Origin of the sequence: Embleya sp. AB8, assembly GCF_049739465.1 — a bacterium.
In the GTDB taxonomy this organism is placed as follows: Bacteria; Actinomycetota; Actinomycetes; order Streptomycetales; family Streptomycetaceae; genus Embleya.
Genome location: NZ_JBMHHY010000002.1, coordinates 73,834 through 96,986, shown reverse-complemented (window position 1 = coordinate 96,986; position 23,153 = coordinate 73,834). Strand labels below are relative to the sequence as shown.

Annotated in this window: 20 protein-coding genes and 2 tRNA genes; 15 read left to right on the top strand and 7 right to left on the bottom strand. The window is 71.1% G+C overall.

The window, feature by feature from the left end:
• Positions 1-102: 102 nt before the first annotated feature.
• On the top strand, positions 103-642 hold the full coding sequence (gene pyrE, locus ABIA38_RS03370) for an orotate phosphoribosyltransferase (RefSeq protein ID WP_424636860.1): 540 nt from the start codon (positions 103-105) through the stop codon (positions 640-642).
• A gap of 364 nt (positions 643-1,006) precedes the next feature.
• On the top strand, positions 1,007-1,969 hold the full coding sequence (locus ABIA38_RS03365; RefSeq protein WP_424636859.1) for an LPXTG cell wall anchor domain-containing protein: 963 nt from the start codon (positions 1,007-1,009) through the stop codon (positions 1,967-1,969).
• Between the two features lie 227 nt (positions 1,970-2,196).
• Here ABIA38_RS03365 and ABIA38_RS03360 read toward each other — a convergent pair whose 3' ends face one another.
• Complete coding sequence (locus ABIA38_RS03360) at positions 2,197-2,862, bottom strand: DedA family protein (protein ID WP_424636858.1); 666 nt, start codon at positions 2,860-2,862, stop codon at positions 2,197-2,199.
• 172 nt (positions 2,863-3,034) lie between these two features.
• Here ABIA38_RS03360 and ABIA38_RS03355 point away from each other — a divergent pair, with 172 nt between their 5' ends.
• Positions 3,035-4,402, top strand: coding sequence for an FAD-dependent oxidoreductase (locus tag ABIA38_RS03355; RefSeq protein ID WP_424636857.1), 1,368 nt, complete (start codon positions 3,035-3,037; stop codon positions 4,400-4,402).
• Positions 4,403-4,475: 73 nt separating this feature from the next.
• Here ABIA38_RS03355 and ABIA38_RS03350 read toward each other — a convergent pair whose 3' ends face one another.
• Positions 4,476-5,426: a hypothetical protein gene (locus ABIA38_RS03350; protein ID WP_424636856.1), complete on the bottom strand. Its 951-nt coding sequence runs from the start codon at positions 5,424-5,426 to the stop codon at positions 4,476-4,478.
• Positions 5,423-6,049, bottom strand: coding sequence for a SigE family RNA polymerase sigma factor (locus ABIA38_RS03345; protein WP_424636855.1), 627 nt, complete (start codon positions 6,047-6,049; stop codon positions 5,423-5,425). The genes ABIA38_RS03350 and ABIA38_RS03345 overlap by 4 nt, the downstream gene beginning before the upstream one ends.
• A 418-nt stretch (positions 6,050-6,467) precedes the next feature.
• Here ABIA38_RS03345 and fbaA point away from each other — a divergent pair, with 418 nt between their 5' ends.
• Positions 6,468-7,490 carry a class II fructose-bisphosphate aldolase gene (fbaA, locus tag ABIA38_RS03340; protein ID WP_424636854.1) on the top strand — a complete coding sequence of 341 codons (1,023 nt, stop codon included), beginning with the start codon at positions 6,468-6,470 and terminating at the stop codon, positions 7,488-7,490.
• An 84-nt stretch (positions 7,491-7,574) separates the two neighbouring features.
• On the top strand, positions 7,575-7,991 hold the full coding sequence (locus ABIA38_RS03335) for a DUF3151 domain-containing protein (RefSeq protein WP_424636853.1): 417 nt from the start codon (positions 7,575-7,577) through the stop codon (positions 7,989-7,991).
• A 122-nt stretch (positions 7,992-8,113) separates the two neighbouring features.
• On the opposite strand, the gene ABIA38_RS03330 is transcribed toward ABIA38_RS03335, so the two are convergent.
• The gene (locus ABIA38_RS03330) at positions 8,114-9,040 is read right to left on the bottom strand and encodes a diacylglycerol kinase family protein (protein ID WP_424636852.1); all 927 of its coding nucleotides are present in this window, start codon (positions 9,038-9,040) and stop codon (positions 8,114-8,116) included.
• Positions 9,041-9,164: 124 nt separating this feature from the next.
• On the opposite strand from ABIA38_RS03330, the gene ABIA38_RS03325 reads away from it, so the two are divergent.
• The 7 genes from ABIA38_RS03325 to ABIA38_RS03295 all read left to right on the top strand — a co-directional run bounded on the left by ABIA38_RS03325 (position 9,165) and on the right by ABIA38_RS03295 (position 18,501).
• Positions 9,165-10,457 carry an adenylosuccinate synthase gene (locus ABIA38_RS03325; protein WP_424636851.1) on the top strand — a complete coding sequence of 431 codons (1,293 nt, stop codon included), beginning with the start codon at positions 9,165-9,167 and terminating at the stop codon, positions 10,455-10,457.
• Positions 10,458-10,566: 109 nt separating this feature from the next.
• Positions 10,567-11,919 carry an aspartate aminotransferase family protein gene (locus ABIA38_RS03320; RefSeq protein ID WP_424636850.1) on the top strand — a complete coding sequence of 451 codons (1,353 nt, stop codon included), beginning with the start codon at positions 10,567-10,569 and terminating at the stop codon, positions 11,917-11,919.
• A 322-nt stretch (positions 11,920-12,241) separates the two neighbouring features.
• The gene (locus ABIA38_RS03315) at positions 12,242-12,886 is read left to right on the top strand and encodes a GntR family transcriptional regulator (RefSeq protein WP_424636849.1); all 645 of its coding nucleotides are present in this window, start codon (positions 12,242-12,244) and stop codon (positions 12,884-12,886) included.
• Between the two features lie 75 nt (positions 12,887-12,961).
• Positions 12,962-13,564: a hypothetical protein gene (locus ABIA38_RS03310; RefSeq protein ID WP_424636848.1), complete on the top strand. Its 603-nt coding sequence runs from the start codon at positions 12,962-12,964 to the stop codon at positions 13,562-13,564.
• Between the two features lie 36 nt (positions 13,565-13,600).
• A complete protein-coding gene (gene purD / locus ABIA38_RS03305) occupies positions 13,601-14,881 on the top strand; it encodes a phosphoribosylamine--glycine ligase (RefSeq protein WP_424636847.1) in 1,281 nt (426 codons plus the stop codon).
• 233 nt (positions 14,882-15,114) lie between these two features.
• On the top strand, positions 15,115-16,500 hold the full coding sequence (locus ABIA38_RS03300) for a hypothetical protein (RefSeq protein ID WP_424636846.1): 1,386 nt from the start codon (positions 15,115-15,117) through the stop codon (positions 16,498-16,500).
• A gap of 1,107 nt (positions 16,501-17,607) precedes the next feature.
• The gene (locus ABIA38_RS03295) at positions 17,608-18,501 is read left to right on the top strand and encodes a phosphoribosylaminoimidazolesuccinocarboxamide synthase (protein ID WP_424636845.1); all 894 of its coding nucleotides are present in this window, start codon (positions 17,608-17,610) and stop codon (positions 18,499-18,501) included.
• Between the two features lie 136 nt (positions 18,502-18,637).
• On the opposite strand, the gene ABIA38_RS03290 is transcribed toward ABIA38_RS03295, so the two are convergent.
• The 3 genes from ABIA38_RS03290 to ABIA38_RS03280 all read right to left on the bottom strand — a co-directional run bounded on the left by ABIA38_RS03290 (position 18,638) and on the right by ABIA38_RS03280 (position 19,436).
• Positions 18,638-18,713: transfer RNA gene (locus tag ABIA38_RS03290), tRNA-Gly, on the bottom strand.
• A gap of 91 nt (positions 18,714-18,804) precedes the next feature.
• A tRNA-Gly gene (locus ABIA38_RS03285) sits at positions 18,805-18,876 on the bottom strand.
• A 233-nt stretch (positions 18,877-19,109) separates the two neighbouring features.
• Positions 19,110-19,436, bottom strand: coding sequence for a histone-like nucleoid-structuring protein Lsr2 (locus ABIA38_RS03280; RefSeq protein ID WP_126636576.1), 327 nt, complete (start codon positions 19,434-19,436; stop codon positions 19,110-19,112).
• A 498-nt stretch (positions 19,437-19,934) separates the two neighbouring features.
• Here ABIA38_RS03280 and purS point away from each other — a divergent pair, with 498 nt between their 5' ends.
• From purS to purL, 3 genes are read left to right on the top strand one after another with little or no spacing between them, the layout of a single operon-like run.
• On the top strand, positions 19,935-20,192 hold the full coding sequence (gene purS / locus ABIA38_RS03275) for a phosphoribosylformylglycinamidine synthase subunit PurS (RefSeq protein ID WP_424636844.1): 258 nt from the start codon (positions 19,935-19,937) through the stop codon (positions 20,190-20,192).
• Complete coding sequence (gene purQ / locus ABIA38_RS03270) at positions 20,189-20,866, top strand: phosphoribosylformylglycinamidine synthase subunit PurQ (RefSeq protein WP_424636843.1); 678 nt, start codon at positions 20,189-20,191, stop codon at positions 20,864-20,866. Before purS ends, purQ begins: the two co-directional genes overlap by 4 nt.
• The gene (gene purL, locus ABIA38_RS03265; protein WP_424636842.1) at positions 20,866-23,130 is read left to right on the top strand and encodes a phosphoribosylformylglycinamidine synthase subunit PurL; all 2,265 of its coding nucleotides are present in this window, start codon (positions 20,866-20,868) and stop codon (positions 23,128-23,130) included. Before purQ ends, purL begins: the two co-directional genes overlap by 1 nt.
• Positions 23,131-23,153 lie beyond the last annotated feature (23 nt).

Genomic DNA, 23,153 nt, shown 5'->3' with positions numbered 1-23,153 from the left:
CGTGCGCTCGGGGTGCCGGCGGCGACTGTCGCAGGTTCGCCGCCGCCACACCGGCCGGGCCTGAGCCGGGATCGGCGTCCCCCGGCACTAGGCTGCCTTGCCATGAGTTCCGACCGTGATGCGCTGCTCGACCAGATCAAGACCAAGGCCGTCGTGCACGGCAAGGTCGTCCTGTCCTCCGGGCGGGAGGCCGACTACTACGTCGACCTGCGCCGGATCACCCTGGACGCCGAGGCCGCGCCGCTGGTCGGCCGGGTCATGTTGGAACTCACCGCCGACCTCGACTTCGACGCGGTCGGCGGGCTGACCCTGGGCGCCGACCCGGTCGCCGCGGCGATGTTGCACGCCGCCGCCGCACAGGGCCGCCGGCTCGACGCGTTCGTGGTGCGCAAGGCCGGCAAGGCACACGGCCTGCAACGCCGGATCGAGGGCCCGGACGTCAAGGGCCGCCGCGTCCTCGCCGTCGAGGACACCTCCACCACCGGCGGTTCGGTTCTCACCGCCGTCGAGGCGCTGCGCGAGGCCGGCGCCGAGGTGGTCGCGGTCGCGGTGATCGTGGAACGCGGCGCCGCCCCGACGGTGGAAAAGGCCGGCCTGGAGTACCGGGTCGCCTACCACCTGGAAGACCTCGAACTGAATTAGTTCGCCGCGCGTACATTCCGCAGCCGGCCGTCCCGTGTGATGCATTACGCATTCTTGGGACGGCCGTTGCTTTTTCCCCGGTCTCGGATATTGTCGGATCCGGTTCCGAAGTCGGCGCATCCGCCGACCGGACTTCCCGGGGGGGAAGTATGAATACGTCGTGTATGTCGTCCTGCGCGCTCGCCGTGATCTCACGGCCGAGTCGATTCGCGCCGAACGGGACGTGAACACCCCCGCCCCTTCCCCCTCGGGCCGCCGGGTCGGTTCCCCGTCCGACCCGGCGGCCACCTTCACCTTCAGCACCACTCGAAGAGGGTTTTTCATGCAGCTGCGCCGCAGCCTTTCTGCGACCGCCGTCGCGGCCATGGTTTCCACGGTCGCGCTATTCGCCGCTCCTGCCGCGATGGCCACGGGTGAGAACAGCACCACTCCGTCCACCAGTTCGTCCTCGACTGCGGCTCCGAAGGACGACAAGGGCACGCCCGGCAAGGAAACGTCGGCGGCCCCGACGACCTCGACCACCGCGAAGCCGGACACCAAGGCGCCGGACGCCAAGGCGCCGGTTTCGAAGGCCGCCGCCGGCGAGGCCGTGGTCATCCCGAACCCGAACAAGGGCGACGGCCCGAGGGTCTCCGTCTCCGGCATGCCGGCCAAGTTCGTCCAGGGTGGTGACGCCGGTGCGTTCAAGGCGTCCATCACCAACGACAAGGGCCGCGACCTGCACTTCATACCGTCCATCGAGCTGGAGAACGAGGCCGGCTCGCTTCGCGCAGAGCACCTCAAGGTCGAGTACAAGCACCCGGTCACCGGTCAGTGGACGAGTGCGTGGCAGCAGGACATACCCGCCGAGGACGGTTTCGGCCCGCGCGTCATCGCGGCCTTCTTCCCGATCGACTCGGACGACGAGACGAGGCCGTGGGAGTTGAAGGACAAGGCCACGGTCACCATTGACGTGCGCATCTCCTTCACCGCCAAGGCGCCGCTGGGCCAGACCGCCGCCGCGTACGTGGTGCTGTCCGGCTCCAAGAACCCGAAGGAGGGCGGGAACGACCCCGAGGGTGGCTTCGTGTCGATCAGCGACGGCTACCTGTTCGATGTCGTCGAGGCCGGCAAGCCCGCGCCGAAGCCGGACCCGAACTACAAGCCGAAGCCTCCGACCAAGCCCGTCAAGCCGCCGGTCAAGAAGCCCGGCAAGGAACTGGCCGCCACCGGCTCCGACGACAACAACACCCCCGTGCTGATCGGCGCCGCCGCCGGCACCGCGCTGATCGCGGGCGCGGGCTTCCTGGTGTTCTCGCGTCGCCGCAAGAACGGCTCCGCCGCCTGACGGTGTCGACGGTGACACCCCGATAACCCACCCTGCCTCCGGTCCCCGTCCGGAGGCAGGGTGTTTTCGTACCCGGAATCCACCGCCGACCCGCCGCCGACGCATCGCATCGCGAAAAGGTTGTACGCCTGCGGATTCCAATACGGCCAATTTCCGAACGCCGGCCCGGACAACGAAAAAGCGGCGGGGCGCCAATGCGCCCCGCCGCCGTTTCACAGCGTATTGATTCAGTTACCTGAGGAAGCCGCTTCGCGCTTTGCCTCACGCTTGCTGCGCACCACCTCGATGATGATCGGGAGCAGCGAGATCAGCACGATCACGAAGATTCCCGGCAGCAGGTATTTGTCGATACTGCTGCCGATCGTGTCGCCGAGCTTGTAACCGAGCAGGATGATGCCGTCGGTCCACACCAGGCCACCGATGACGTTCCAGACGAAGAAGGTCCGCGCGGGCATCTCCAGGACGCCGGCGACCGGGTTCAGGAACGTGCGGACGATCGGGATGAACCGGGCCAGGAGCACCGCCTTGGCCGGCCCGAACTTGTCGAAGTACTCCTCGGCCTTGGTCACGTACTCGGCCTTGAACAGCTTCGAGTCCGGTTTGCTGAACATCTTCGTGCCGAACCGGGCCCCCAGGAAATGGCCGAACTGGGCGCCGGCGATCGCGCATACCGGCGCGCCGACCAGCAACCAGGGCAGCGAGATGGACGTGCCGACGATCTCCTCCGCCGACGAGGACGCGGCGACGCCGGCCAGGAACAACATCGAGTCGCCCGGGAAGAAGAACCCGACCAGCAGGCCCGTCTCCGCGAAGATGATCGCGAGGATGCCGATGAGTCCGAACGTCGAGATGAGGGACGTCGCGTCGAGGACGTTGACAGCTTGGAATTCCACCTCTGGAGGGTAGTCCGCGCGACGCGTGCCTCGTCACCCGTCCCCGCCCCGGAGCCCGCATCATTACCAGGTCGGGACCTTGCCGGCGGCGATCGCGACCGGCGCGGGGCCGGATCGGTACGGCTCGCGGACATCGCGGGCATCCGCACGCACACAGAGTCAGGGGCAGCACGTGGGCAACGAACGACTGGTGGTGATCGGCGGCGACGCCGCCGGGATGAGTGCGGCCTCCCAGGCCCGACGTCGGCGCGACGTGGACGACCTGGAGATCGTGGTGGTCGAACGCGGCCGATTCTCCTCGTACTCGGCGTGCGGCATCCCCTATCTGGTGTCCGGTGACGTGGACGGTCCGGACGCGTTGATCGCGCGTACGCCCGAGGAGCACCGCAAGCGCGGGATCGACCTACGGCTCGGGGTCGAGGCCGAGGGGCTCGACCTGGATCGGCGCGAGATCTCCGTTCGCGACCTGGGCAGCGGGAAAACCGACCGGATCGGCTTCGACCAACTCGTCCTGGCCACCGGCGCGGTGCCCGTCCGGCCGGCGCTGCCCGGGTTCGACGCGCCCGGCGTGTACGGCGTACAGACCCTGGACGACGCGCGCGAGCTGACCGAGTGGCTCGCCCCCGAGCATCGCCGGGCGGTGGTGATCGGCGGCGGGTACATCGGCATCGAGATGGCCGAGGCGCTGGTCCGCAAGGGCCTGACGGTGACCGTCGTGGACCGCTCCGCGCAGCCGATGTCCACGCTCGATCCGGACATGGGCGCGCTGGTGCACGAGGCCATGGAGGGCCTGGGCATCGACGTGGTGACCGCAACGGAGGCGTTGGAGGTCGAGCTGACCGACGGTCGGGCGAGCGCCGTGCTGACCGCCGCCGGCCGCTTTCCGGCGGACATCGTGGTGCTCGGCCTCGGGGTGCGCCCGGCCACCGAACTGGCCCGCGCGGCGGGCCTGCCGCTGGGCGAGAGCGGTGGCCTGCGGACCGATCTGCGGATGCGGGTGAGCGCCGACGGCATCTGGGCGGGCGGCGACTGCGTCGAGGTGCTCAACCTGGTCTCCGGCCGCCGGCAACACGTCGCGCTCGGCACCCATGCGAACAAACACGGCCGGGTGATCGGCACCAACATCGGCGGCGACTACGCGACCTTCCCCGGCGTGGTCGGCACCGCCGTGAGCAAGGTCTGCGATCTGGAGATCGGCCGCACCGGCCTGCGCGAGAAGGACGCGGCGGCGGCCGGCTACGAGTTCGTCACCGCGACGATCGAGTCCACCGGCCGGGCCGGCTACTACCCGGGCGCCCGGTCGATGCGGGTCAAGATGATCGCCGAGCGGCTCACCGGGCGACTCCTGGGCGTACAGATCGTCGGCCGGGACGGCGCCGCGAAGCGGATCGACACCGCCGCCGTCGCGCTCACCCACCGGATGACCGTCGAGGACATGACCGCCCTCGACCTCGGCTACGCACCGCCGTTCTCGCCGGTGTGGGACCCGATCCTGGTCGCGGCCCGCAAGGCCGCGCAGCAGGTCGCCGAGAAGCACTGAGCCGGCGCGGTCGGCGTGCCCACCGGCACCCACCGGCACCCACCCGCGCGCACCGGCGCCCACCCGCGCCCGCTCAGCCGCCCGTCGCGGGCCGGAAGCCGGACAGGTCCAGGGACGCCACCACCCGGTCGGCGAGGTCGTCGCCGGCCGGCAGCCCGGTCGTGTGCACGTAGACCCCCTGGTCCACCAGCCACCACAGCCGGATCTGGTAGGACCCGACATCGGCGCAGGTCACCGTCCAGGAGCGGTACTTGGCCGGCTGCCCCGCGACGGTGACCGTCGACTTGGTGGTCAGCTTCATGGTGATCGCGCCGGCCGTCGGAATCGGGACCGACTTGCCGTCGCGCATGCACAACGGCTGGGTCAGCCCACCCTCGTCCTTGTCCACGGTCGTCTCGGTCGGCCAATTGCCGTCCGGGTCCGGTACGGGCTTGACGTTGACCCACGCGCCGTGGCCCAGGCAGTCGCCGGCGAACCGGGCGTCCGCGAGCACACATTCGTGCATGGCGTCCTCCCGCACCACCCGCCAGGACGGCTGGACGTCGAAGTGCACCGCCGCGACGTCGCTCGACTTCGGCTTGGCCGAGGAACTCGGCGAGGTGCTGGGCGGGTTCGAGCTCGGCGGCCGGCTCGGCGGCGGGGTGCTCGACGGTGGCGGGTCCGACTCCGGTGTCTCGGACGGACCGGGGACCGAAGCACTCTCCGGCGGGACCGCGTTCGCCACTCCGAGGGAGGGGCTCACCACCGCGGTGGGCAGCGGCACCGGGACCTGCGACTGCAGCGGTGTGCTCCGGTCGGTCTCGGGTGCCCCGGCCAGCGACACGCCGGCGAACGCCGCCGCGGCCAGGAGCACCGCGGACAGCGGGATCCCCATCGTCGTCCACCGGGAGTGCCCGGTGCGGGTGGTGGCGCCGGGCGGGCCCGACGGGCGCAGGTGGTGTGCGGTGACGCCGTCCGCGCGGGCCCCGAGGGCCGCGCGCAGCAGTTCCTCCATCGGCTCGTTGTGCGCATCTCGTTCGGTCACGACTGTTCGTCCTTCATGATCTTTTCGAGGGCATCGATGGCGCGACTCGCGGTGGACTTCACCGCTCCACGGGACAGTCCGAGGGTCTCGGCGATCTGTGCCTCCGTCATGTCGGACCAGTAACGCAGCACCAGGACTTCGCGCTGGCGCGGGGCCAGCCGCTGGACGGCGGCCAGCACGCGCAGGTGTTCCTCGGAGAGCACGACGGCGTCCTCGGGCGAGGAGGCGTCCGGCTCGTGCGGCGGGACGTACGCCCGCGCGGTACGCCGCCGACGCAGCACCGAGCGGGAGAGGTTGACCACCGAGGTGCGCAGGTAGGCGATCGCGTTGTCGACGTCCTCGAGGTCCTCGCCGAAGCGCGAGTAGAGCGCCGTGAACGCGTCCTGGACCACGTCCTCGGCGGAGCCCAGGTCGTCCACGAGCAGGATGGCCAGGCGCACCATGCCGAGCCGCTGGGCGTGGTAGAGCTGGGTCAACGTCGGTCGGGCGGGCGGTTCCTGGCCGCCCCGCAACATTCGAAAGCGGGGCCGGCGCACGATGCCCGGCACCGCACCCCCGTCCTCCGTCGGCGGCGCGGACGACCTCTGGTCGCCCCCGAATTCCGGCACGCTCAGCAGCGCCACAGCCCTGCCGCCCCCTTCGCTGTCGTGCGACCGCGCCCGCCCCATCGAACCCGGCCCTGTACTTGAGGACGCCCCACCTCCCCGCGGGTTGCGCCCGGGGGCGAAGTTCGCACCGCGAGGGGCCCGACGGCACCGACCGGATCGGCGGGCGCGCATGACGCGGCGGTCGGCTGGGGAGGCTGTGGGCGAGAAACCCGGTTCGGGCGGACGCCCGCGCGCAGTTCGACGATCCCCGTGACGCCCACCTGATGATCCGTCAGATATCGCGCCCGCTCCTGCGTACGAACTCCCCCGAACGAGGAGGCGGGATGCGGTGTCGACCCGGGCGGTCTGCCAGGATGGGCGGCAAGCGGGGATACGGCCATCCGTGTCCGAAACCCTCATATCACCGCCGGCTCGAGCAACAAGGAGCAGACGCATGCCCATCGCAACTCCCGAGGTCTACGCAGAGATGCTCGACCGGGCGAAGGCGGGACGTTTCGCCTACCCGGCGATCAACGTGACCTCCTCGCAGACCCTCAACGCCGCACTGCGCGGCTTCGCCGAGGCGGAGAGCGACGGCATCGTCCAGGTGTCCACGGGCGGTGCCGAGTTCCTGTCCGGCACCACCGTCAAGGACATGGTCGTCGGCTCGGTCGCCTTCGCCGAGTACGCGAAGGTGGTCGCCGAGAAGTACTCGGTGAACATCGCGCTGCACACCGACCACTGCCCCAAGGACAAGCTCGACGGGTTCATGCGACCCCTCGTCGACATCTCCGCCGAGCGGGTGGCCAAGGGGCAGGACCCGCTCTTCCAGTCGCACATGTGGGACGGCTCGGCCGTACCGCTGGCCGAGAACCTGGAGATCGCCCGCGAGCTGATCGCCAAGTGCGCCGCCGCGCGGATCGTGATGGAACTGGAGATCGGCGTGGTCGGCGGCGAGGAGGACGGCGTCGCCAACGAGATCAACGACAAGCTCTACACGACTGCGGCCGATGCCCTTGAGACCGTCGAGGCGATCGGCCTGGGCGAAAAGGGCCGCTACATGCTGGCCGCGACCTTCGGCAACGTGCACGGCGTGTACAAGCCGGGCAACGTCAAGCTGCGGCCGAGCATCCTCAAGGACATCCAGGACGCGGTCGCCGCGAAGTACGGCCGGGAGAAGCCGTTCGACCTGGTCTTCCACGGCGGCTCCGGCTCGCTGCTCGAGGAGATCCGCGAGGCGCTGGACTACGGCGTGGTCAAGATGAACGTCGACACCGACACCCAGTACGCCTTCACCCGCCCGGTCGTCGACCACATGCTGCGCAACTACGACGGCGTGCTCAAGGTCGACGGCGAGGTGGGCAACAAGAAGCTGTACGACCCGCGTTCGTACGGCAAGGCGGCCGAGACCGGGATGGCCGAGCGGGTCGTGGTGGCCTGCCGGGACCTGCGCTCGGCGGGCACCCGGCTGAAGTAGCCCGCGCCGCACCTCGCAAAGCCCGCGGCCCCTCGGTCGCGGGCTTTGCGTCGTACCGGCCGATCGATGGGCAATCATGAGCCCATGACCATCGATCAGAATCTTTTCGGCGGACCCGACCCCACCTACCTGCCCGAGGAATCCGAGCCGCTGGCGCTGCTCGTGGACGGCGTGCCGGCGGCCGAGGTGGCCGCGAAGTTCCCCACCTTCTCGCTCGCCTGGGCCGACCTGGCCGACGCCGCGTTCGCCGAGGGCAACGTGATCGAGTCCTACGCCTACGCCCGGGTCGGCTACCACCGCGGCCTGGACGCGCTGCGCCGGTCCGGCTGGCGCGGGCACGGACCGGTGCCGTGGGAGCACGAGCCGAACCGGGGCTTCCTGCGCTCCCTGCATGCGCTGGCGCGGGCGGCGGGGGCCATCGGTGAGGAAGAGGAGTACTCGCGCTGCACGATCTTCCTGCGGGACAGCAGCGCCACGGCGGCCAACGTCCTGGAGGGCTGACCTACCCGGCCTCCGGGAGAGCCGGCCGCAAACGCCGGCCGGGCTGATTCTTGGGCTCGGCCGGCGTTTTTGCTGCGGCGTTTCGGTAATTGCCTTCTATTTACGGCATTTCGGGCATCGGGCTACGCCGGGACGAACAGGCGCCAGCCCGTCGGACGGACCGTCCAGGTGCGCAGGTGCACCGGGCCGGTCGGCATGCCGTCGGCGGCGTAGGTGAAGTCGCGGCCACAGACCGTGATTTCGTGGGCGCGCAGCTGTATCAGCGGTTCGCGCGTCGGGGCGGTCTGGCCGAAGCGGGTGTTGCCGGGGTGTCCGGTGATCATCACGCTCGCGGTCCCGGAGCCGTTGCACCCATTCGATGCGTTCGACCCGTTCGACGTGATTTCCGTCATGTTCGGGTGCGGCGCCGCCGAGCCGTCGCAGCCCAGATGTACGGACAACACCGGGCGATCCAGGTCCGCCACCACCGTGCCGTCCGCCTCGATCCGCAGCCGGTGTCCCGAGGGCCCGACCGCGGCGCGCAGCGTGTTCGACACGGTCCGCGCGGCCTGCTCGAACAGCCCGCGCCCGCGCCGGCCGGCCGACGTCCCGGCCGGGGTCGCACGCGCCGCGCGGACCCCGTGGCCGATGCGTACCGACCGCAGCGCGAGGCCGCCCAGGTCGTCCGCCATCAGGTCGAAGGAACGTTCGTTCTCGCCCAGTGCCACGCGCGCGGCCTTGGCGGGCTCGGCCGGCAGACCCAACGCCTCGGCCAGTCCGTGGCCGCTCCCGGTGTCCACCGGCACGATCCCCAGCGGGGTCTCGCCCAGCTCGCCCTGCCGGTCCAGTAAGCGCGCCACGGCATGCACGCCGGCATCCCCGCCGATCACCACGACACGCCGACGACCCCGCCGCGCGAGGGCGCGCTGCAGGTCGGCGGTGTCCGTGGGAATGACGATCTTGCTGGGGGCGCAGGCCCGCAGAACATCGAGCGCGACCCGGACGGATTCGCCGTCCGCCGAGCGAGCCGCAGGGTCCGTGATCACGAGCAGCGAGCGCTCGGCCGACACCGGTCGTCCTTCCTCAGGTAACCTCTCCCCGCAAGAGCCCCTTGCCGCGCACCGCGTCAAGGGGCTTGGACCGTCCGGGGCTCCCGTTGTCAAACATGCCCCGCCTGGAAGGGGTGTACGCCTCATGCCCGCACTCGTACTCGTCGGCGCCCAATGGGGAGACGAGGGCAAGGGGAAGGCTACCGACCTGCTCGGCGGATCCGTCGACTACGTGGTCCGGTACCAGGGCGGCAACAATGCCGGCCATACCGTTGTCATCGGCGATCAGAAGTACGCCCTCCACCTGTTGCCCTCCGGCATCCTCACGCCCGAGTGCACGCCCGTCATCGGCAACGGTGTCGTGGTCGACCCGGGGGTGCTGCTGCACGAGATCAGCACCCTGGTCGAACGCGACATCGACACCTCCAAGTTGCTCATCTCGGGCAACGCGCACCTGATCACGCCGTACCACCGCACGCTCGACAAGGTGACGGAACGGTTCCTCGGCAAGCGCAAGATCGGCACCACCGGGCGCGGCATCGGCCCGGCCTACGCCGACAAGATCAACCGGGTCGGGATCCGCGTCCAGGACCTGTTCGACGCGGGCATCCTGACCCAGAAGGTCGAGAGCGCGCTGGCGGACAAGAACCAGATGCTGGTCAAGATGTACAACCGCCGCGAGTTGCGGGTCGAGGAGATCGTCGAGGAATACCTCGGCTACGCCGACCGACTGCGCCCGTATGTGGCCGACACCACACTGGTCCTGAACCAGGCCCTGGACCAGGGCAAGGTGGTCCTGCTCGAAGGCGGCCAGGGCACCCTCCTGGACGTGGACCACGGCACCTATCCGTTCGTCACGTCGTCCAACCCGACGGCGGGCGGCGCGTGCGCCGGGTCCGGCATCGGCCCGACCAAGATCACCGGCGTGATCGGCATCCTCAAGGCGTACACCACCCGCGTGGGGGCCGGTCCCTTCCCGACCGAACTCTTCGACGAGGACGGCGAGGCGCTGCGCCGGATCGGCCACGAGCGCGGCGTGACCACCGGGCGCGACCGGCGCTGCGGCTGGTTCGACGCGGTGATCGCGCGCTACGCGACCCGGGTCAACGGGCTCACCGACTTCTTCCTGACCAAGCTGGACGTGCTCACCGGCTGGGAGCAGATCCCGGTCTGCGTCGCCTACGACATCGACGGCGTGCGGCACGACGAACTGCCGATGTCGCAGACCGACTTCCACCACGCGAAGCCGATCTACGAGAAGCTCCCCGGCTGGACCGAGGACATCACCGGCGCGCGGTCGTTCGAGGATCTGCCGAAGAACGCGCAGCGTTACGTCCGGGCCCTGGAGGACATGTCCGGCGCGCCGATCTCGGCGATCGGCGTCGGCCCCGGCCGCACGCAGACCATCGAGATCAACAGCCTGCTGCGCGGCAAGTAGTCGATCCGCGCGGACCATCGGGCCCGGCCGACACACTGTCGGCCGGGCCCGATGATCGTTGACAACCTGCCTCCTTCGGGCGGGGTTTGTCCGGCCCTAGGGTGGCCGCATGAGCACTCTGGACCAGGCGGCCGGGCAGGCCGTATACGACGCCGACCGCGCCCACGTCTTCCACTCCTGGTCCGCGCAGGGGCTCATCAGCCCGCTGGCGGTCGCGGGCGCCGAAGGTTCCTACTTCTGGGACTACGAGGGCAACCGCTACCTCGACTTCGCCTCCCAGCTGGTCAACACCAACATCGGCCACCAGCACCCCAAGGTGGTCGCGGCGATCAAGGCGCAGGCCGACAAGTTGTGCATGGTCCAGCCGGCGTTCGCCAACGACGCGCGCAGCGAGGCCGCCCGGCTGATCACCGAGCTGGCCCCCGGCGACCTGAACCGGGTCTTCTTCACCAACGGCGGCGCCGAGGCCAACGAGAACGCGATCCGGATGGCGCGCCTGCACACCGGCCGGCACAAGGTGCTCTCCACCTACCGCTCGTACCACGGCGCCACCGCCAACGCGATCGCGCTGACCGGCGACCCGCGCCGCTGGCCGAACGAGACCGGCGTGTCCGGCATCGTGCACTTCTGGGGCCCGTACGCCTACCGCTCCGCCTTCCACGCCGACGGCGAGACGCAGGAGTGCGAGCGCGCGCTCGCGCACCTGGAGAACACCATCGTGTTCGAGGGCGCCCAGACCATCGCGGCGATCGTGCTGGAGACCGTGGTGGGCACCGCGGGCATCCTGGTGCCGCCGGCCGGCTACCTGGCCGGGGTCCGGGCGCTGTGCGACAAGTACGGGATCGTCTTCATCGCCGACGAGGTGATGGCCGGCTTCGGCCGCACCGGCGCGTGGTTCGCGGTGGACAACTGGGACATCACCCCGGACCTGATCACCTTCGCCAAGGGCGTCAACTCCGGCTACGTCCCGCTCGGCGGGGTGATCATCTCGGACCGGATCTTCGAGACCTTCCGCGAGCGCCCCTACCCGGGCGGCCTGACCTACTCCGGGCACCCGCTCGCCTGCGCCGCCGCCGTGGCCACGATCACCGCGATGCGCGACGAGAAGATCGTGGAGCACGCCAAGTCGCTCGGGGAGCACGTGATCGGCCCCGAGCTGCGCGCGCTGGCCGAGCGGCACCCCTCGATCGGCGAGGTCCGCGGCCTGGGCGTGTTCTGGGCGATCGAGTTGGTCAAGAACAAGGACACCCGCGAGCCGCTGGTGGCGTACAACGCCGCGGGGCCGGCCGCGCAGCCGATGAACGAGTTCACCGCTGCCTGCAAGGCCCGGGGACTGTGGCCGTTCGTCAACATGAACCGCACCCACGTGGTCCCGCCGTGCACGAGCACCGAGGCCGAGGTCAAGGAGGGCCTGGCCATCCTGGACGAGGCGCTGAGCGTCGCGGACACGTTCTGCGTGTGACCCTCGCCCGACTCGGCGTCGGAGCAGCCGTACCCCGCACCCCGACCGGTGCGGGGTACGGCTTTTTTCGCGCCCCGAGCCCGGCTTTCCCCGCTTTGCCGGCCCACTCCCGACGTCGCGGGCGAAATCGGATGGGCACGTTGCTCCCCAAATCGGATATCCGTTCATATGATCGACGCGATCGACTTGATCGGACGGGTGCCCGTCGGCGCGACGGCGCCGACGGCCGGCGAGAAGAGACCGCGTGCGTGCGGCACAGGGCAGTGTTTTAGACGGCGTTCGACTTACCGGCTTTGCCGATGTCCCCGGTGGGCAGGCCCCGTTGCGGCGGATCAGCCTGCGCCAGGAGATCGCCGAGGTACTCAGCGACGACCTGGTGACCGGTCGGCTCCCGGCCGGCACGTCGCTCACCGTCAACGAGACCGCGCAGCGCTTCGGGGTGTCGGCAACCCCGGTGCGCGAGGCGCTGATTCAACTGGCCGCGCAGGGCCTGCTGCTCGGCGGCCACCACCGGGGCTTCCAGGTGTGCAGCTTCACCTGGACCGACTTCGCCGAGATCGTCGAGTCGCGCCGACTGCTCGGCGTACCGCTGATCGGCCGGATCGCGCGGACCGCGCCGGAGGAGGCGATGCCGACGCTGTGCGCGCTCGGCGACCGGCTCGACGCGGCGCGATGGAACGGGGACGTCTCCGAGGTCGCCCTGCTCGACCGGCGCTTCTTCGGCGAACTCGGCCGCTGGAGCGGCAATCGCCGATTGTCCGACGTGCTCGCCGTACTGCGCGTGCAGGCCTGGATGTACATCGTCCCCTACCTGCGCGACGCCCCGCCCACCTCGTCCGGCTGGGGCCGCTATCGCGAACTCGCCGACCGGGTCGCGCGGCGCGACGCCGAGGCCGCGATGGCGCTGATGCGCGACTACACCGCGGTGGGCCGCCGGCTCGCCCGCGAACTCGCGGACGCGCGCTGACGGTTGGCCCGACCGGGGCGGTACCGTGGCGCCGGTAACCGCCGCGTGGGATCGAACAAGACCGGGAGCTGCAGCGTGGATTGCGACGTCTGGCTCGTTCCGCTGGTGGACGCGCTGTGTCACAACCCGGAGAATCCGTTCCGCGACGAACTGGCCGCCTACGACGCCGCGCTGGTCGGCCACGGGTTGCCCACCGTGCCGGTGCGGACCTGGCAGCCGGGTACCGCCGAGGTGCGGCTCGCGGGCGCGTTCGACCACGAGTCGCTGCACTATCTGCGCCGCGCCTACCTGCTGCACCGCACGGGGTTCCCGGTCACCCCGGTGGAGCGGCTCGGCGAGGACTACGACCGCCTCCTGGAGACCTTCGAGGCGGCGGCCCAGTTCTCCCACCTGGTCTGGCACTACGACCACGCGGGTGCCTATCTGCCGGTCGACTTCCCGCAACCGCTGATGGACGACCCGCTGCCCGAGGACGGCGGGCCGCTGGGCTCCAGCCTGGGCATGTTGCGCGAGCTGGAGGACCTGGCCCCCTACATCGGCGTGGACCTGCTCGACCCGCCCCGACCCACGCCGACCTACGACGGCGCGCCCTTCGCCCGCGAACGTTTCGTGTGGGCGACGCTCTACGCCGCCGCGCAGGAGAGCGTGACGCTGGGCGCGATGGTGGTCTTCGCCTGAGTTCGGTGCACCTTGCCCACCCACTAGGCTGCCCGTGTGAAGGTCCTCGTGATTGGCAGCGGTGCCCGTGAGCACGCGCTGTGCCGCTCGCTCTCCCTCGACTCCGCGGTTACCGCCGTCCACTGCGCGCCCGGCAACGCCGGCATCGCACAGGTGGCCGAACTGCACCCGGTCGACACCCTCAACGCCGGCGACGTCGCCGACCTGGCGCAGCGCCTCGGCGTCGATCTCGTCGTGGTCGGCCCCGAGGCGCCGCTGGTCGCCGGCGTCGCGGACGCCGTGCGCGCACGCGGCATCGACTGCTTCGGCCCCTCCGGCACCGCCGCGCGCCTGGAAGGCTCCAAGGCGTTCGCCAAGGAGGTGATGGCCGCCGCCGGCGTGCCCACCGCGCGCAGCTACGTGTGCACCACCGTCGAGGAGGCCGACCACGCGCTCGACGCGTTCGGGCCGCCGTACGTGGTCAAGGACGACGGCCTCGCCGCGGGCAAGGGCGTCGTGGTCACCGACGACGTCGAGGTTGCCCGCGCGCACGCCGCGTCCTGCGACCGGGTGGTGATCGAGGAGTTCCTGGACGGCCCCGAGGTCTCGCTGTTCGTGCTGTGCGACGGCAACGACGTACTCGCCCTCCAGCCCGCGCAGGACTTCAAGCGGGTCGGCGACGACGACGCGGGCCCCAACACCGGCGGCATGGGTGCCTACACACCCCTCCCGTGGGCCCCCGAGGGCCTCACCGAAGACCTGGTGCGCACCGTCGCCCAGCCCACCGTGGACGAGATGCGCCGCCGCGGCACCCCGTTCTCCGGCGTGTTGTTCATCGGCCTGGCGCTGACCTCGCGCGGCCCGCGCGTGATCGAGTACAACGTGCGCTTCGGCGACCCGGAGACCCAGGTCGTACTGGCCGGCCTGGCCACCCCACTGGCCGGCGTGCTGCACGCGTCCGCCACCGGGCGCCTGGCCGAGCTGGAGCCGCTGCGCTGGCACGAGGGCGCGGCGGTGACCGTGGTGGTGGCCGCCGAGAACTACCCGGCCACCCCGCGCACCGGCGACCCGATCAAGGGCCTGGCCGAGGTGGCCAAGCTGTCGCACACCTACGCCCTGCACGGCGGCACCCGCCGCGGCGAGGCCGGCGACGTACTGTCCTCCGGCGGCCGGGTGCTCTCGGTCACCGGCACCGGGGCGTCCCTGGCCCAGGCCCGCGACCGCGCGTACCAGGGCGTCGCGCTGATCGGCCTGCCCGGCTCGCACCACCGCACCGACATCGCCGCCAAGGCGATCGACGGCACGATCGAGGTCGCCGGCGGCGTCGCGAAGGGCTGAATCCGGCCGAACCGGGCCCAACCGGGCGGGGTGCGGCCGAGCACCGCGGAATTCGGCCGTTCGCGGGCACCATCGGTCGGCTCAAACCCACACAGCCGTCCGGCCCCGGATCTCACTCGCAGGGATGGTGTTCGGCCCGAAGGGGCTGAACACCAGAACTCGTCGCATTATCGTGCGAGCACCGCGGGTCGTGACCGACGACCCGGACGAGTGATCCCCGGATCCAGGATCGGATGGGGGCGATGCACGTGGGCGAGTCGGCCGAACCACTGGCGCTGGCCGAGGCGCGCGCGCGGGCGCGGGCGGTGCTGTGGGTGCGCAACGGCGCGATCCTGGCCGCGCTCACCGCCGCCGGCCTGCTGTCCTACGGCGCCGCGCACACCTTCGGCACGGGCGCCGCGGGGACGGCGCTCGCGGCGCTCGCGGCGGCCCTGGTGGCGGTGCTCGGCTGGGTCGCGCTCGACCTTGCGCTGGTGCGTCGGACCGGCATCCCGGCGATCGTGCTCGGCCCGGAGCAGGCCCCGGAACTGCACACGATGGTGCGCGAGTTGGCCGGCGAACTGGACGTGCCGGTGCCCGACGGCATCCGGTTGTGCCCGGAATGCGACAGCTGGCTGGAACCCGACCCCCGCCGATCCCGGCGCACCGTCCTGGTGATCGGCGCGCCGTTCCTGTGGTGGTTGCGGGTGGGGGAGTTGCGCGCGCTCCTTGCCCCCGTGATCGCGGGCACCGAGGCGTCGGCGGAGCCCGTGGTGGCCGGCGCCCGGCGCTGGGTACGCCGCCTGGACGCGGTCGCCGACGTGCGGCGCTCGCTCGGCCCGGCCCCGCTGCGCCCGGCCCGGCGGATCTCCCGCGCGTTCGCCCGCCAACTGCTCGGCCTGTGCCAGGGCCACGCGGAACTGATGGAGCGTGAGATCGCGGTCGGCGCGGCGGCGCTGGCCATCCCGCTGGAGCCCGAACTGCGCGCCACCGCACACGAACAGGTGGGCCTGGCCTACGCGGGCTGGGACCGGCTGCTGACCCGGCTGGCCGCCCCCGCGTGGGCGATCGGCCGGCGCCCCGACGCGCTGATGGCGGGCGTGGTGTCGGCGCTGACCGAACTCTCCCGGCGGGACAAGCTCGCCGACGCGTTCGGCGCGCGCCTGGCCGAGCGACCCGCGAGCGACCTGCTGACCGACCCGGTCGCGATGGACGACGAGATCTCCCGGCTCGCGGCGGGCATCTTCGCGGACGGGCCCACGCCCGACCCGGTCTCCTGGGCCGACTATCCCGAGGCGGTCATCGAGCCGGTCTGGCGGGCCCGGGCCGAGGCGTTCGCGGCCCCCGTCGACCACGCGCTCGCGGTGCTGCGCCGCGACCGGGACGAGGACCATCGCAAGGCCGCCGACCACCTGTTCGCGGTGGTCGCCTGCGCCGCGCTCGACACCGAGCGGATGCACCCGGCGGTGGACTGGCTGGACGGCCCGGTCCTGGTCGACGTCACGGGCCACACGGTGGACCTGGCCACCTTGATCACCCGCGCGGTGGACGAGGGCAACGACACCCCCCTCCGCACCTGGCTCGCCCGAATCGGCATCCCCACCCGAGAACCGGTACACCCGGGCGGCTCGGCCGCCTGAAGCCCGGCACATATCCTCCCAAACCCCCGCCCACCCCCTCCCGCACCGCACAACATCCGCCCACCGGACCCCACGCGGTCCGGCGTCCGTGCGTCGGACTCCACGGCGTGCGGCGTGCGTCCGCCGGGCTCCGCGCCGTCCTGAATGCGCCCGTCGGGCTTCGTGCCATCCGATGTGCGCCTGCCGACTTCGCGCAGCCCAACCTCCGCCCGTCGGGTTCCGCGCCGTGCGGCGCCGGTGTGTCCGGTTCCGTGCTCTCCGGGGGTCCGCCCGCCGGACTCCGTGCCGTCCGGCATGCGCTTGTCGGTTCCATGCTGCCCGGCGTCCCCTCGTCGGGTTTGGTGTCGCCCGGCCTCCGATCGTCAGGTCCTGTGTCGCGAGGCGTGTACCCATCGGTTCCGGGTCGTCCGGCATGCGTCCGCCGGGTCCCGCGCCGCCCGGCGTCCGTCCGTCAGATCCGCGCCGTGCACGTTTCGCCGTACCGGGGACACCGCCGAACGGGAACCGCTGCCCGGCCGCTTCCCCGGCACGCAGAGACCGCACCGGGCGCCTCGGCCTGATCCGACGTGGGTTCGAAGACGCGCCCCGGGAGCGCTCGCGCCCGGGCCGCCTGCCCTTCGCGCGTCCCCCATCGTCCGCCCGGGACTCCTCCGCCCTGTCTCGCGCGCCTGCCCGCTGCCCCCGGACTCGCGCGCCCACTGCTCGCCCCCAGCCTCACTTGTCGGCTGCGGCCCGCGCGTCGCCTGGCATCGTGCGTCCGCCCGCTGCCCCGGCCTTGCCCACCCGACGCGATCCACCCGCCCACTGCCGTCCACCCGGGTCTCGTACGTCCACCGTTGTCCGCCCAGCCTCGACCGCACACTGCCCGCCCGGGCCTTGCCTGCCCGGCGCCGCCCGCTCCCGCGTCGCCCGGCCTCGCCCGCCGACTGCCCACCCTGGTCCCCGCCCGCCGGACGCCACTCGCCCGTCAGCCCCCGCCCACGCCCACGCGCACACCGCCCGCACCCCGCCCCCTGCGGCCCTCCGCCCCGGCCCCGGCATCGGACGTGTGTAGCCCGTGAAAGACTCGGCTCTCCCCACCGCGACCCAAGAAAGTGCTGGTTTCCAGTGAGCGGATTCGTCACCAAGCCCGAGCCGGTCGAGGTTCCCGGTCTGACCCACATCCACACCGGCAAGGTGCGCGACCTGTACACCGACGCCGACGGCAACCTCGTCATGGTGGCCAGCGACCGGATCTCGGCCTACGACTGGGTGCTGGAGCCGGGGATCCCGGACAAGGGCCGGATCCTCACCAGCCTGTCGCTGTGGTGGTTCGAACTGCTCGCCGACCTGTATCCCAACCACGTGCTCGCCACCGAGGTCCCCGGCGCCCCCGCCGACTGGGCCGGCCGCGCGCTGGTGTGCCGACGCCTGGACATGGTCCCCGTCGAGTGCGTCGCGCGCGGCTACCTGGCCGGGTCAGGCACGGTCGAGTACCGCGCCGCACGCTCGGTGTGCGGCGTCCCGCTCCCGGAGGGCCTGACCGAGGGCTCCGAGCTGCCCGAGGCAATCTTCACCCCGGCCACCAAGGCCGAGGTCGGCGAGCACGACGAGAACGTGTCCTACGACTACGTCGCCCGGCACCACGGCACCGAACTGGCCGCCACGCTGCGCGAGGCCACGCTGTCCGTCTACACCCGGGCCCGGGACATCGCGCGCGAGCGCGGACTGATCCTGGCCGACACCAAGTTCGAGTTCGGCTTCGACCCGCAGGGCCGCCTGGTGCTGGCCGACGAGGTGCTCACCCCCGACTCGTCCCGCTTCTGGCCCGCCGACCGGTGGGAGCCGGGCCACGCCCAGCCGTCCTTCGACAAGCAGTACGTACGCGACTGGCTGACCTCGCCCGCCTCCGGCTGGGACCGCGCGGCGGACACCCCGCCGCCGGCGATGCCCGCAGAGGTCGTCGCGCGCACACACGAGAAGTACGTCGAGGTCTACGAGCGGCTGACCGGGCGCCGCTGAGCCTGACCCCCACATCCCACCGACGTCGATTTTCGGCCACCCTGGCATCCGCCGGGGCGGCCGAAAATCGGGGGGGCAAAGCAGGAGCACACAACAAGAAGGCCGGATCACCTGAGTGATCCGGCCTTCTCACATCTGGAGCGGACGACGAGATTCGAACTCGCGACCCTCACCTTGGCAAGGTGATGCTCTACCAACTGAGCCACGTCCGCACGACTCGGAGCATTGCCCCGCGTTGTGTCCCCAACCCTACCCGATCCGCGGAGGTGGTTGCCACCAACCTCGGTTCGAGGGGTCGAGCAGAGCAGGCGACAGGAATTGAACACTGCGTCTCCCCCTTGGAAAGGGGGCGCTCTACCACTGAGCTACGCCTGCGTGTGTTCCCCGGTTTCCCGGGTGCAAGAGAACTCTATCGGACCGTCGGAGGTGCCTCGGCACGCTGCGCAGTCGGATCGCTACGGATGTCCGGATTTGCTCGGGAAAGTTCTTCCGAGCCGACCCGGGAGCGCCCGGGAACGGCCCGGCCCCCGTCCCCGCCGATAGGCGGAGCGCGGGGGCCGGATGTCCCGCCGGGCGCCGGGTGGCCGGGCGCGGGGGACGAGGCGCCGTCAGTTGGCGGTGTTGGCGGCCTCGAATTCCGCGTACACGCGGGCCGGGATGCGCCCGCGGGCGGGCACGTCCATGCCGCGTGCGCGGGCCCAGGCCCGCACCGCCGCGGGGTCGGAGGTGACGGTGGTCTGCCGGAACGGCTTTCCGGTCCGCGCGGTCCGCCGCGCGACCGCGAGATAAGGGGCCAGGGCATCCCGCATCTGCTGAACGTGCTCTTCCGAAAGGTCGATTTCATACGACTTGCCGTCGAGGCCGAAACGGATGGTTTCCGTGGCCTCGCTTCCGTCGATGTCGTCGTGCAGGCTGACGACTACACGCTGGGCCATGGCGGTGTCCTCTCGGGTGATAGCACCGAGGCGAAAAACAAAACTACATTGCCGAGTCTAAGCGCTAAACGTGAACCGTCGCGGTGTGGTCCGCTGTTCTTCGGTTCGGTAAGCGCTAATTTACCGGTCGGCGATTCGTTTTCACGATACGCGAGATATTCCTCTCGCCGCGCCCGGACGGGCGTGTCCGCAGGTCGGACACGGACTGATCCACAGCCTGTGGACAAGCTTGCCCCCGCCGGGCCGCTCGGCCGGCCTGAGTGGGGCGCATTGCCCGTTTGACGGTGATTTATTGACATCGCGACCTGGTGAACCCCCCTGTGGACAACTCCGAAGCTGTGGATAACTCGGCGCCGGGACGGCCGCCCGGAGGCGGCCGGTACCCTGATACCGCCGATCCATCGGGTGCCGGCGTCGACCGACCCGATCCAGCAGCAGGGTCCGAACCCCGTATCCCGAGATACGGCCCCGGCCCGAACCATCACAGTGGGAGTGCCTGTGGCACGCGTCGTCGTCGACGTCATGCTCAAGCCGGAAATCCTCGATCCCCAGGGGCAGGCCGTGCAGCGCGCGCTGCCGCGTCTGGGATTCGACGGAATCACCGACGTCCGCCAAGGCAAGCGTTTCGAACTGGAGCTGGAGGGACCGGTCGACGAGGCCGCGCTCGCCCGCATCCGCGAAGCCGCCGAGTCCTTCCTCGCCAACACCGTGATCGAGGACTTCACGGTCCGCGTCGAGGCGGAGGAGGGGAAGTGACGATCCGCGTCGGCGTCGTCACCTTCCCCGGCTCGCTCGACGACCGCGACGCCGCGCGCGCCGTGCGGATCGCCGGCGCCGAGTCGGTCGCCCTGTGGCACAAGGACAAGAACCTCCAGCAGGTCGACGCGGTCGTCCTGCCCGGCGGATTCTCCTACGGCGACTACCTGCGTTGCGGCGCCATCTCGCGCTTCTCGCCGGTCATGGAATCGGTGATCGAGCAGGCGCGGGCCGGCCTTCCGGTATTGGGCATCTGCAACGGTTTCCAAATTCTTTGCGAATCCCACCTGCTGCCGGGCGCGCTCACCCGCAACGACCACCTCCACTTCATCTGCCGCGACCAAAAGTTGCGGATCGAGAACGTGTCCAGCGCGTGGACGTCGGACTTCGCGCGGAACCAGGAGATCACCGTTCCGCTGAAGAACGGTGAAGGCGGTTTCGTCGCCGACGAGCGCACCCTGGACGAGTTGGAGGCCGAGGGCCGGGTGATCGCCCGCTACCTCGACGTCAACCCGAACGGATCGCGCCGCGACATCGCCGGCATCAGCAACGCGGCCGGCAACGTGGTCGGCCTGATGCCGCACCCCGAGCACGCGGTCGAGCCGCTGACCGGTCCCACGACCGAGGGCCTGCCCTTCTTCACCTCGATCCTGAAGCGCCTGGTGAACGCCTGATGAGCCTGGACACCGTCAAGAACGCGCTCGAGCACCCCGACGTCGAGCAGCCCTTCGCCGAACTCGGCCTCAAGCCGGACGAGTACGCCCGGATCCGGGAGATCCTCGGTCGCCGGCCCACCTCGTCCGAGCTGGCCATGTACTCGGTCATGTGGTCCGAGCACTGCTCGTACAAGTCGAGCAAGGTGCACCTGCGCCAGTTCGGCGACAAGATGCCCGAGAACGACGCGATGCTGGTCGGCATCGGCGAGAACGCCGGCGTCGTGGACGTCGGCCAGGGCTACGCGGTCACCTTCAAGGTCGAATCGCACAACCACCCCTCCTACGTGGAGCCCTACCAGGGCGCCGCGACCGGGATCGGCGGCATCGTGCGCGACATCCTGGCGATGGGCGCCCGCCCGGTCGCGGTGATGGACCCGCTGCGCTTCGGCGCCGCCGAACACCCCGACACCCGGCGCGTGTTGCCCGGCGTGGTCGCGGGCATCGGCGGCTACGGCAACTGCCTGGGCCTGCCCAACATCGGCGGCGAGATCGTCTTCGACCCCTGCTACCAGGGCAACCCGCTGGTCAACGCGCTGTGCGTGGGCGTGATGAAGCACGAGGACATCCACCTCGCGCAGGCGTCCGGCGCGGGCAACCTGGTGATCCTCTACGGCGCCCGCACCGGCGGCGACGGGATCGGCGGTGTCTCCGTGTTGGCTTCGGAGACCTTCACCGAAAATGATGGCGGGGGCTCCGGCCCGGCCAAGCGCCCCGCCGTCCAGGTCGGCGACCCGTTCCAGGAGAAGCTGCTGATCGAGTGCACCCTGGAACTGTTCCGCGAGCATCTGGTCGCGGGCATCCAGGACCTCGGCGGCGCGGGCCTGTCCTGCGCCACCTCCGAGCTGGCCTCGGCCGGCTCCGGCGGCATGCGGGTCGAGCTGGACACCGTGCCGCTGCGCGACCACACGCTCTCGCCCGAAGAAATCCTGATGAGCGAGTCGCAGGAGCGCATGTGCGCCGTCGTGGAGCCGGCCCACGTGGCCCGCTTCATGGAGATCTGCGACAAGTGGGACGTGATCGCCACCGTCGTCGGCGAGGTCACCGAGGGCGACCGGCTCGAGATCTTCTGGCACGGCGAGCAGATCGTCGACGTGCCGCCGCGCACGGTCGCCCACGAGGGCCCCGTCTACGAGCGCCCCTACGCCCGCCCGCAGTGGCAGGACGCGCTCCAGGCGGACGCCGCCGAGCGACTGCCGCGCCCGGGCAGCGCCGAGGAGCTCCGGGCCACCCTGCTGAAGGTGGTCGCGTCGCCGAACCTGGCGGACAAGTCGTGGGTCACCGCCCAGTACGACCGCTACGTGCTCGGGAACACCGTGCTGGCCCAGCCGGAGGACTCCGGCATGGTCCGCATCGACGAGGAGACCGGCCTGGGCGTGGCGCTGGCCACCGACGGCAACGGCCGCTTCTGCAAGCTGGACCCGTACCTCGGCGCACAGCTCGCGCTGGCCGAGGCCTACCGCAACGTGGCCACCACCGGCGCCAAGCCGCTGGCGGTCACCGACTGCCTGAACTTCGGCTCGCCCGAGGACCCGGCGGTGATGTGGCAGTTCGCCGAGACCACGCGCGGTCTCGCCGACGCCTGCCAGATCCTGGGCACCCCGGTGACCGGCGGCAATGTGTCCTTCTACAACCAGACCGGCGAGACGGCGATCCACCCGACCCCGGTGGTCGGCGTGCTCGGTGTGATCGACGACGTCGAGCGGCGCACGCCGATCGGCTTCGCCGAGGAGGGGCAGATCATCCTGCTCCTGGGCGACACACACGAGGAACTGTCCGGCTCGGCGTGGGCGCAGGTGGCCCACGACCACCTCGGCGGGCTGCCGCCGAGGGTCGACCTGGCGCGCGAGCGGCTGCTCGCCGAGGTCCTGATCGCGGGCTCGCGCGACGGCATGATCGACGCCGCGCACGACCTCGCCGACGGCGGCCTGGCGCAGGCCCTGGTCGAGGCCTGCCTGACGGGCGGCAACGGGGCGCGCGTGGTGCTGGCCGAGGACCTCGACCCGACGGTGGCGCTGTTCAGCGAGTCGGCGGGCCGGGCGATCGTCGCGGTGCCGCGCAGCGAGGAACTGCGCTTCAGCGACATGTGCAAGGTGCGCGGTCTGCCGTGCGCCCGGATCGGGGTGGTCGACGGCGACACGCTCGACCTCCAGGGCCACTTCACCGTGCCCCTGACCGAACTGCGCACGGCCCACGAGGAGACCCTCCAGGCCCTGTTCGGCTGACCCGACCCACGGGGGTGCCCGCG

What these genes read in the sequence shown, in the direction of transcription:
- pyrE (WP_424636860.1), top strand. Translation starts at nt 103, where the DNA reads ATGAGTTCCGACCGTGATGCGCTGCTCGACCAGATCAAGACCAAGGCC.
- ABIA38_RS03365 (WP_424636859.1), top strand. Translation starts at nt 1,007, where the DNA reads ATGGTTTCCACGGTCGCGCTATTCGCCGCTCCTGCCGCGATGGCCACG.
- fbaA (WP_424636854.1), top strand. Translation starts at nt 6,468, where the DNA reads ATGCCCATCGCAACTCCCGAGGTCTACGCAGAGATGCTCGACCGGGCG.
- ABIA38_RS03335 (WP_424636853.1), top strand. Translation starts at nt 7,575, where the DNA reads ATGACCATCGATCAGAATCTTTTCGGCGGACCCGACCCCACCTACCTG.
- ABIA38_RS03325 (WP_424636851.1), top strand. Translation starts at nt 9,165, where the DNA reads ATGCCCGCACTCGTACTCGTCGGCGCCCAATGGGGAGACGAGGGCAAG.
- ABIA38_RS03320 (WP_424636850.1), top strand. Translation starts at nt 10,567, where the DNA reads ATGAGCACTCTGGACCAGGCGGCCGGGCAGGCCGTATACGACGCCGAC.
- ABIA38_RS03300 (WP_424636846.1), top strand. Translation starts at nt 15,115, where the DNA reads ATGGGGGCGATGCACGTGGGCGAGTCGGCCGAACCACTGGCGCTGGCC.
- ABIA38_RS03280 (WP_126636576.1), bottom strand. Translation starts at nt 19,436, where the DNA reads ATGGCCCAGCGTGTAGTCGTCAGCCTGCACGACGACATCGACGGAAGC.
- purL (WP_424636842.1), top strand. Translation starts at nt 20,866, where the DNA reads ATGAGCCTGGACACCGTCAAGAACGCGCTCGAGCACCCCGACGTCGAG.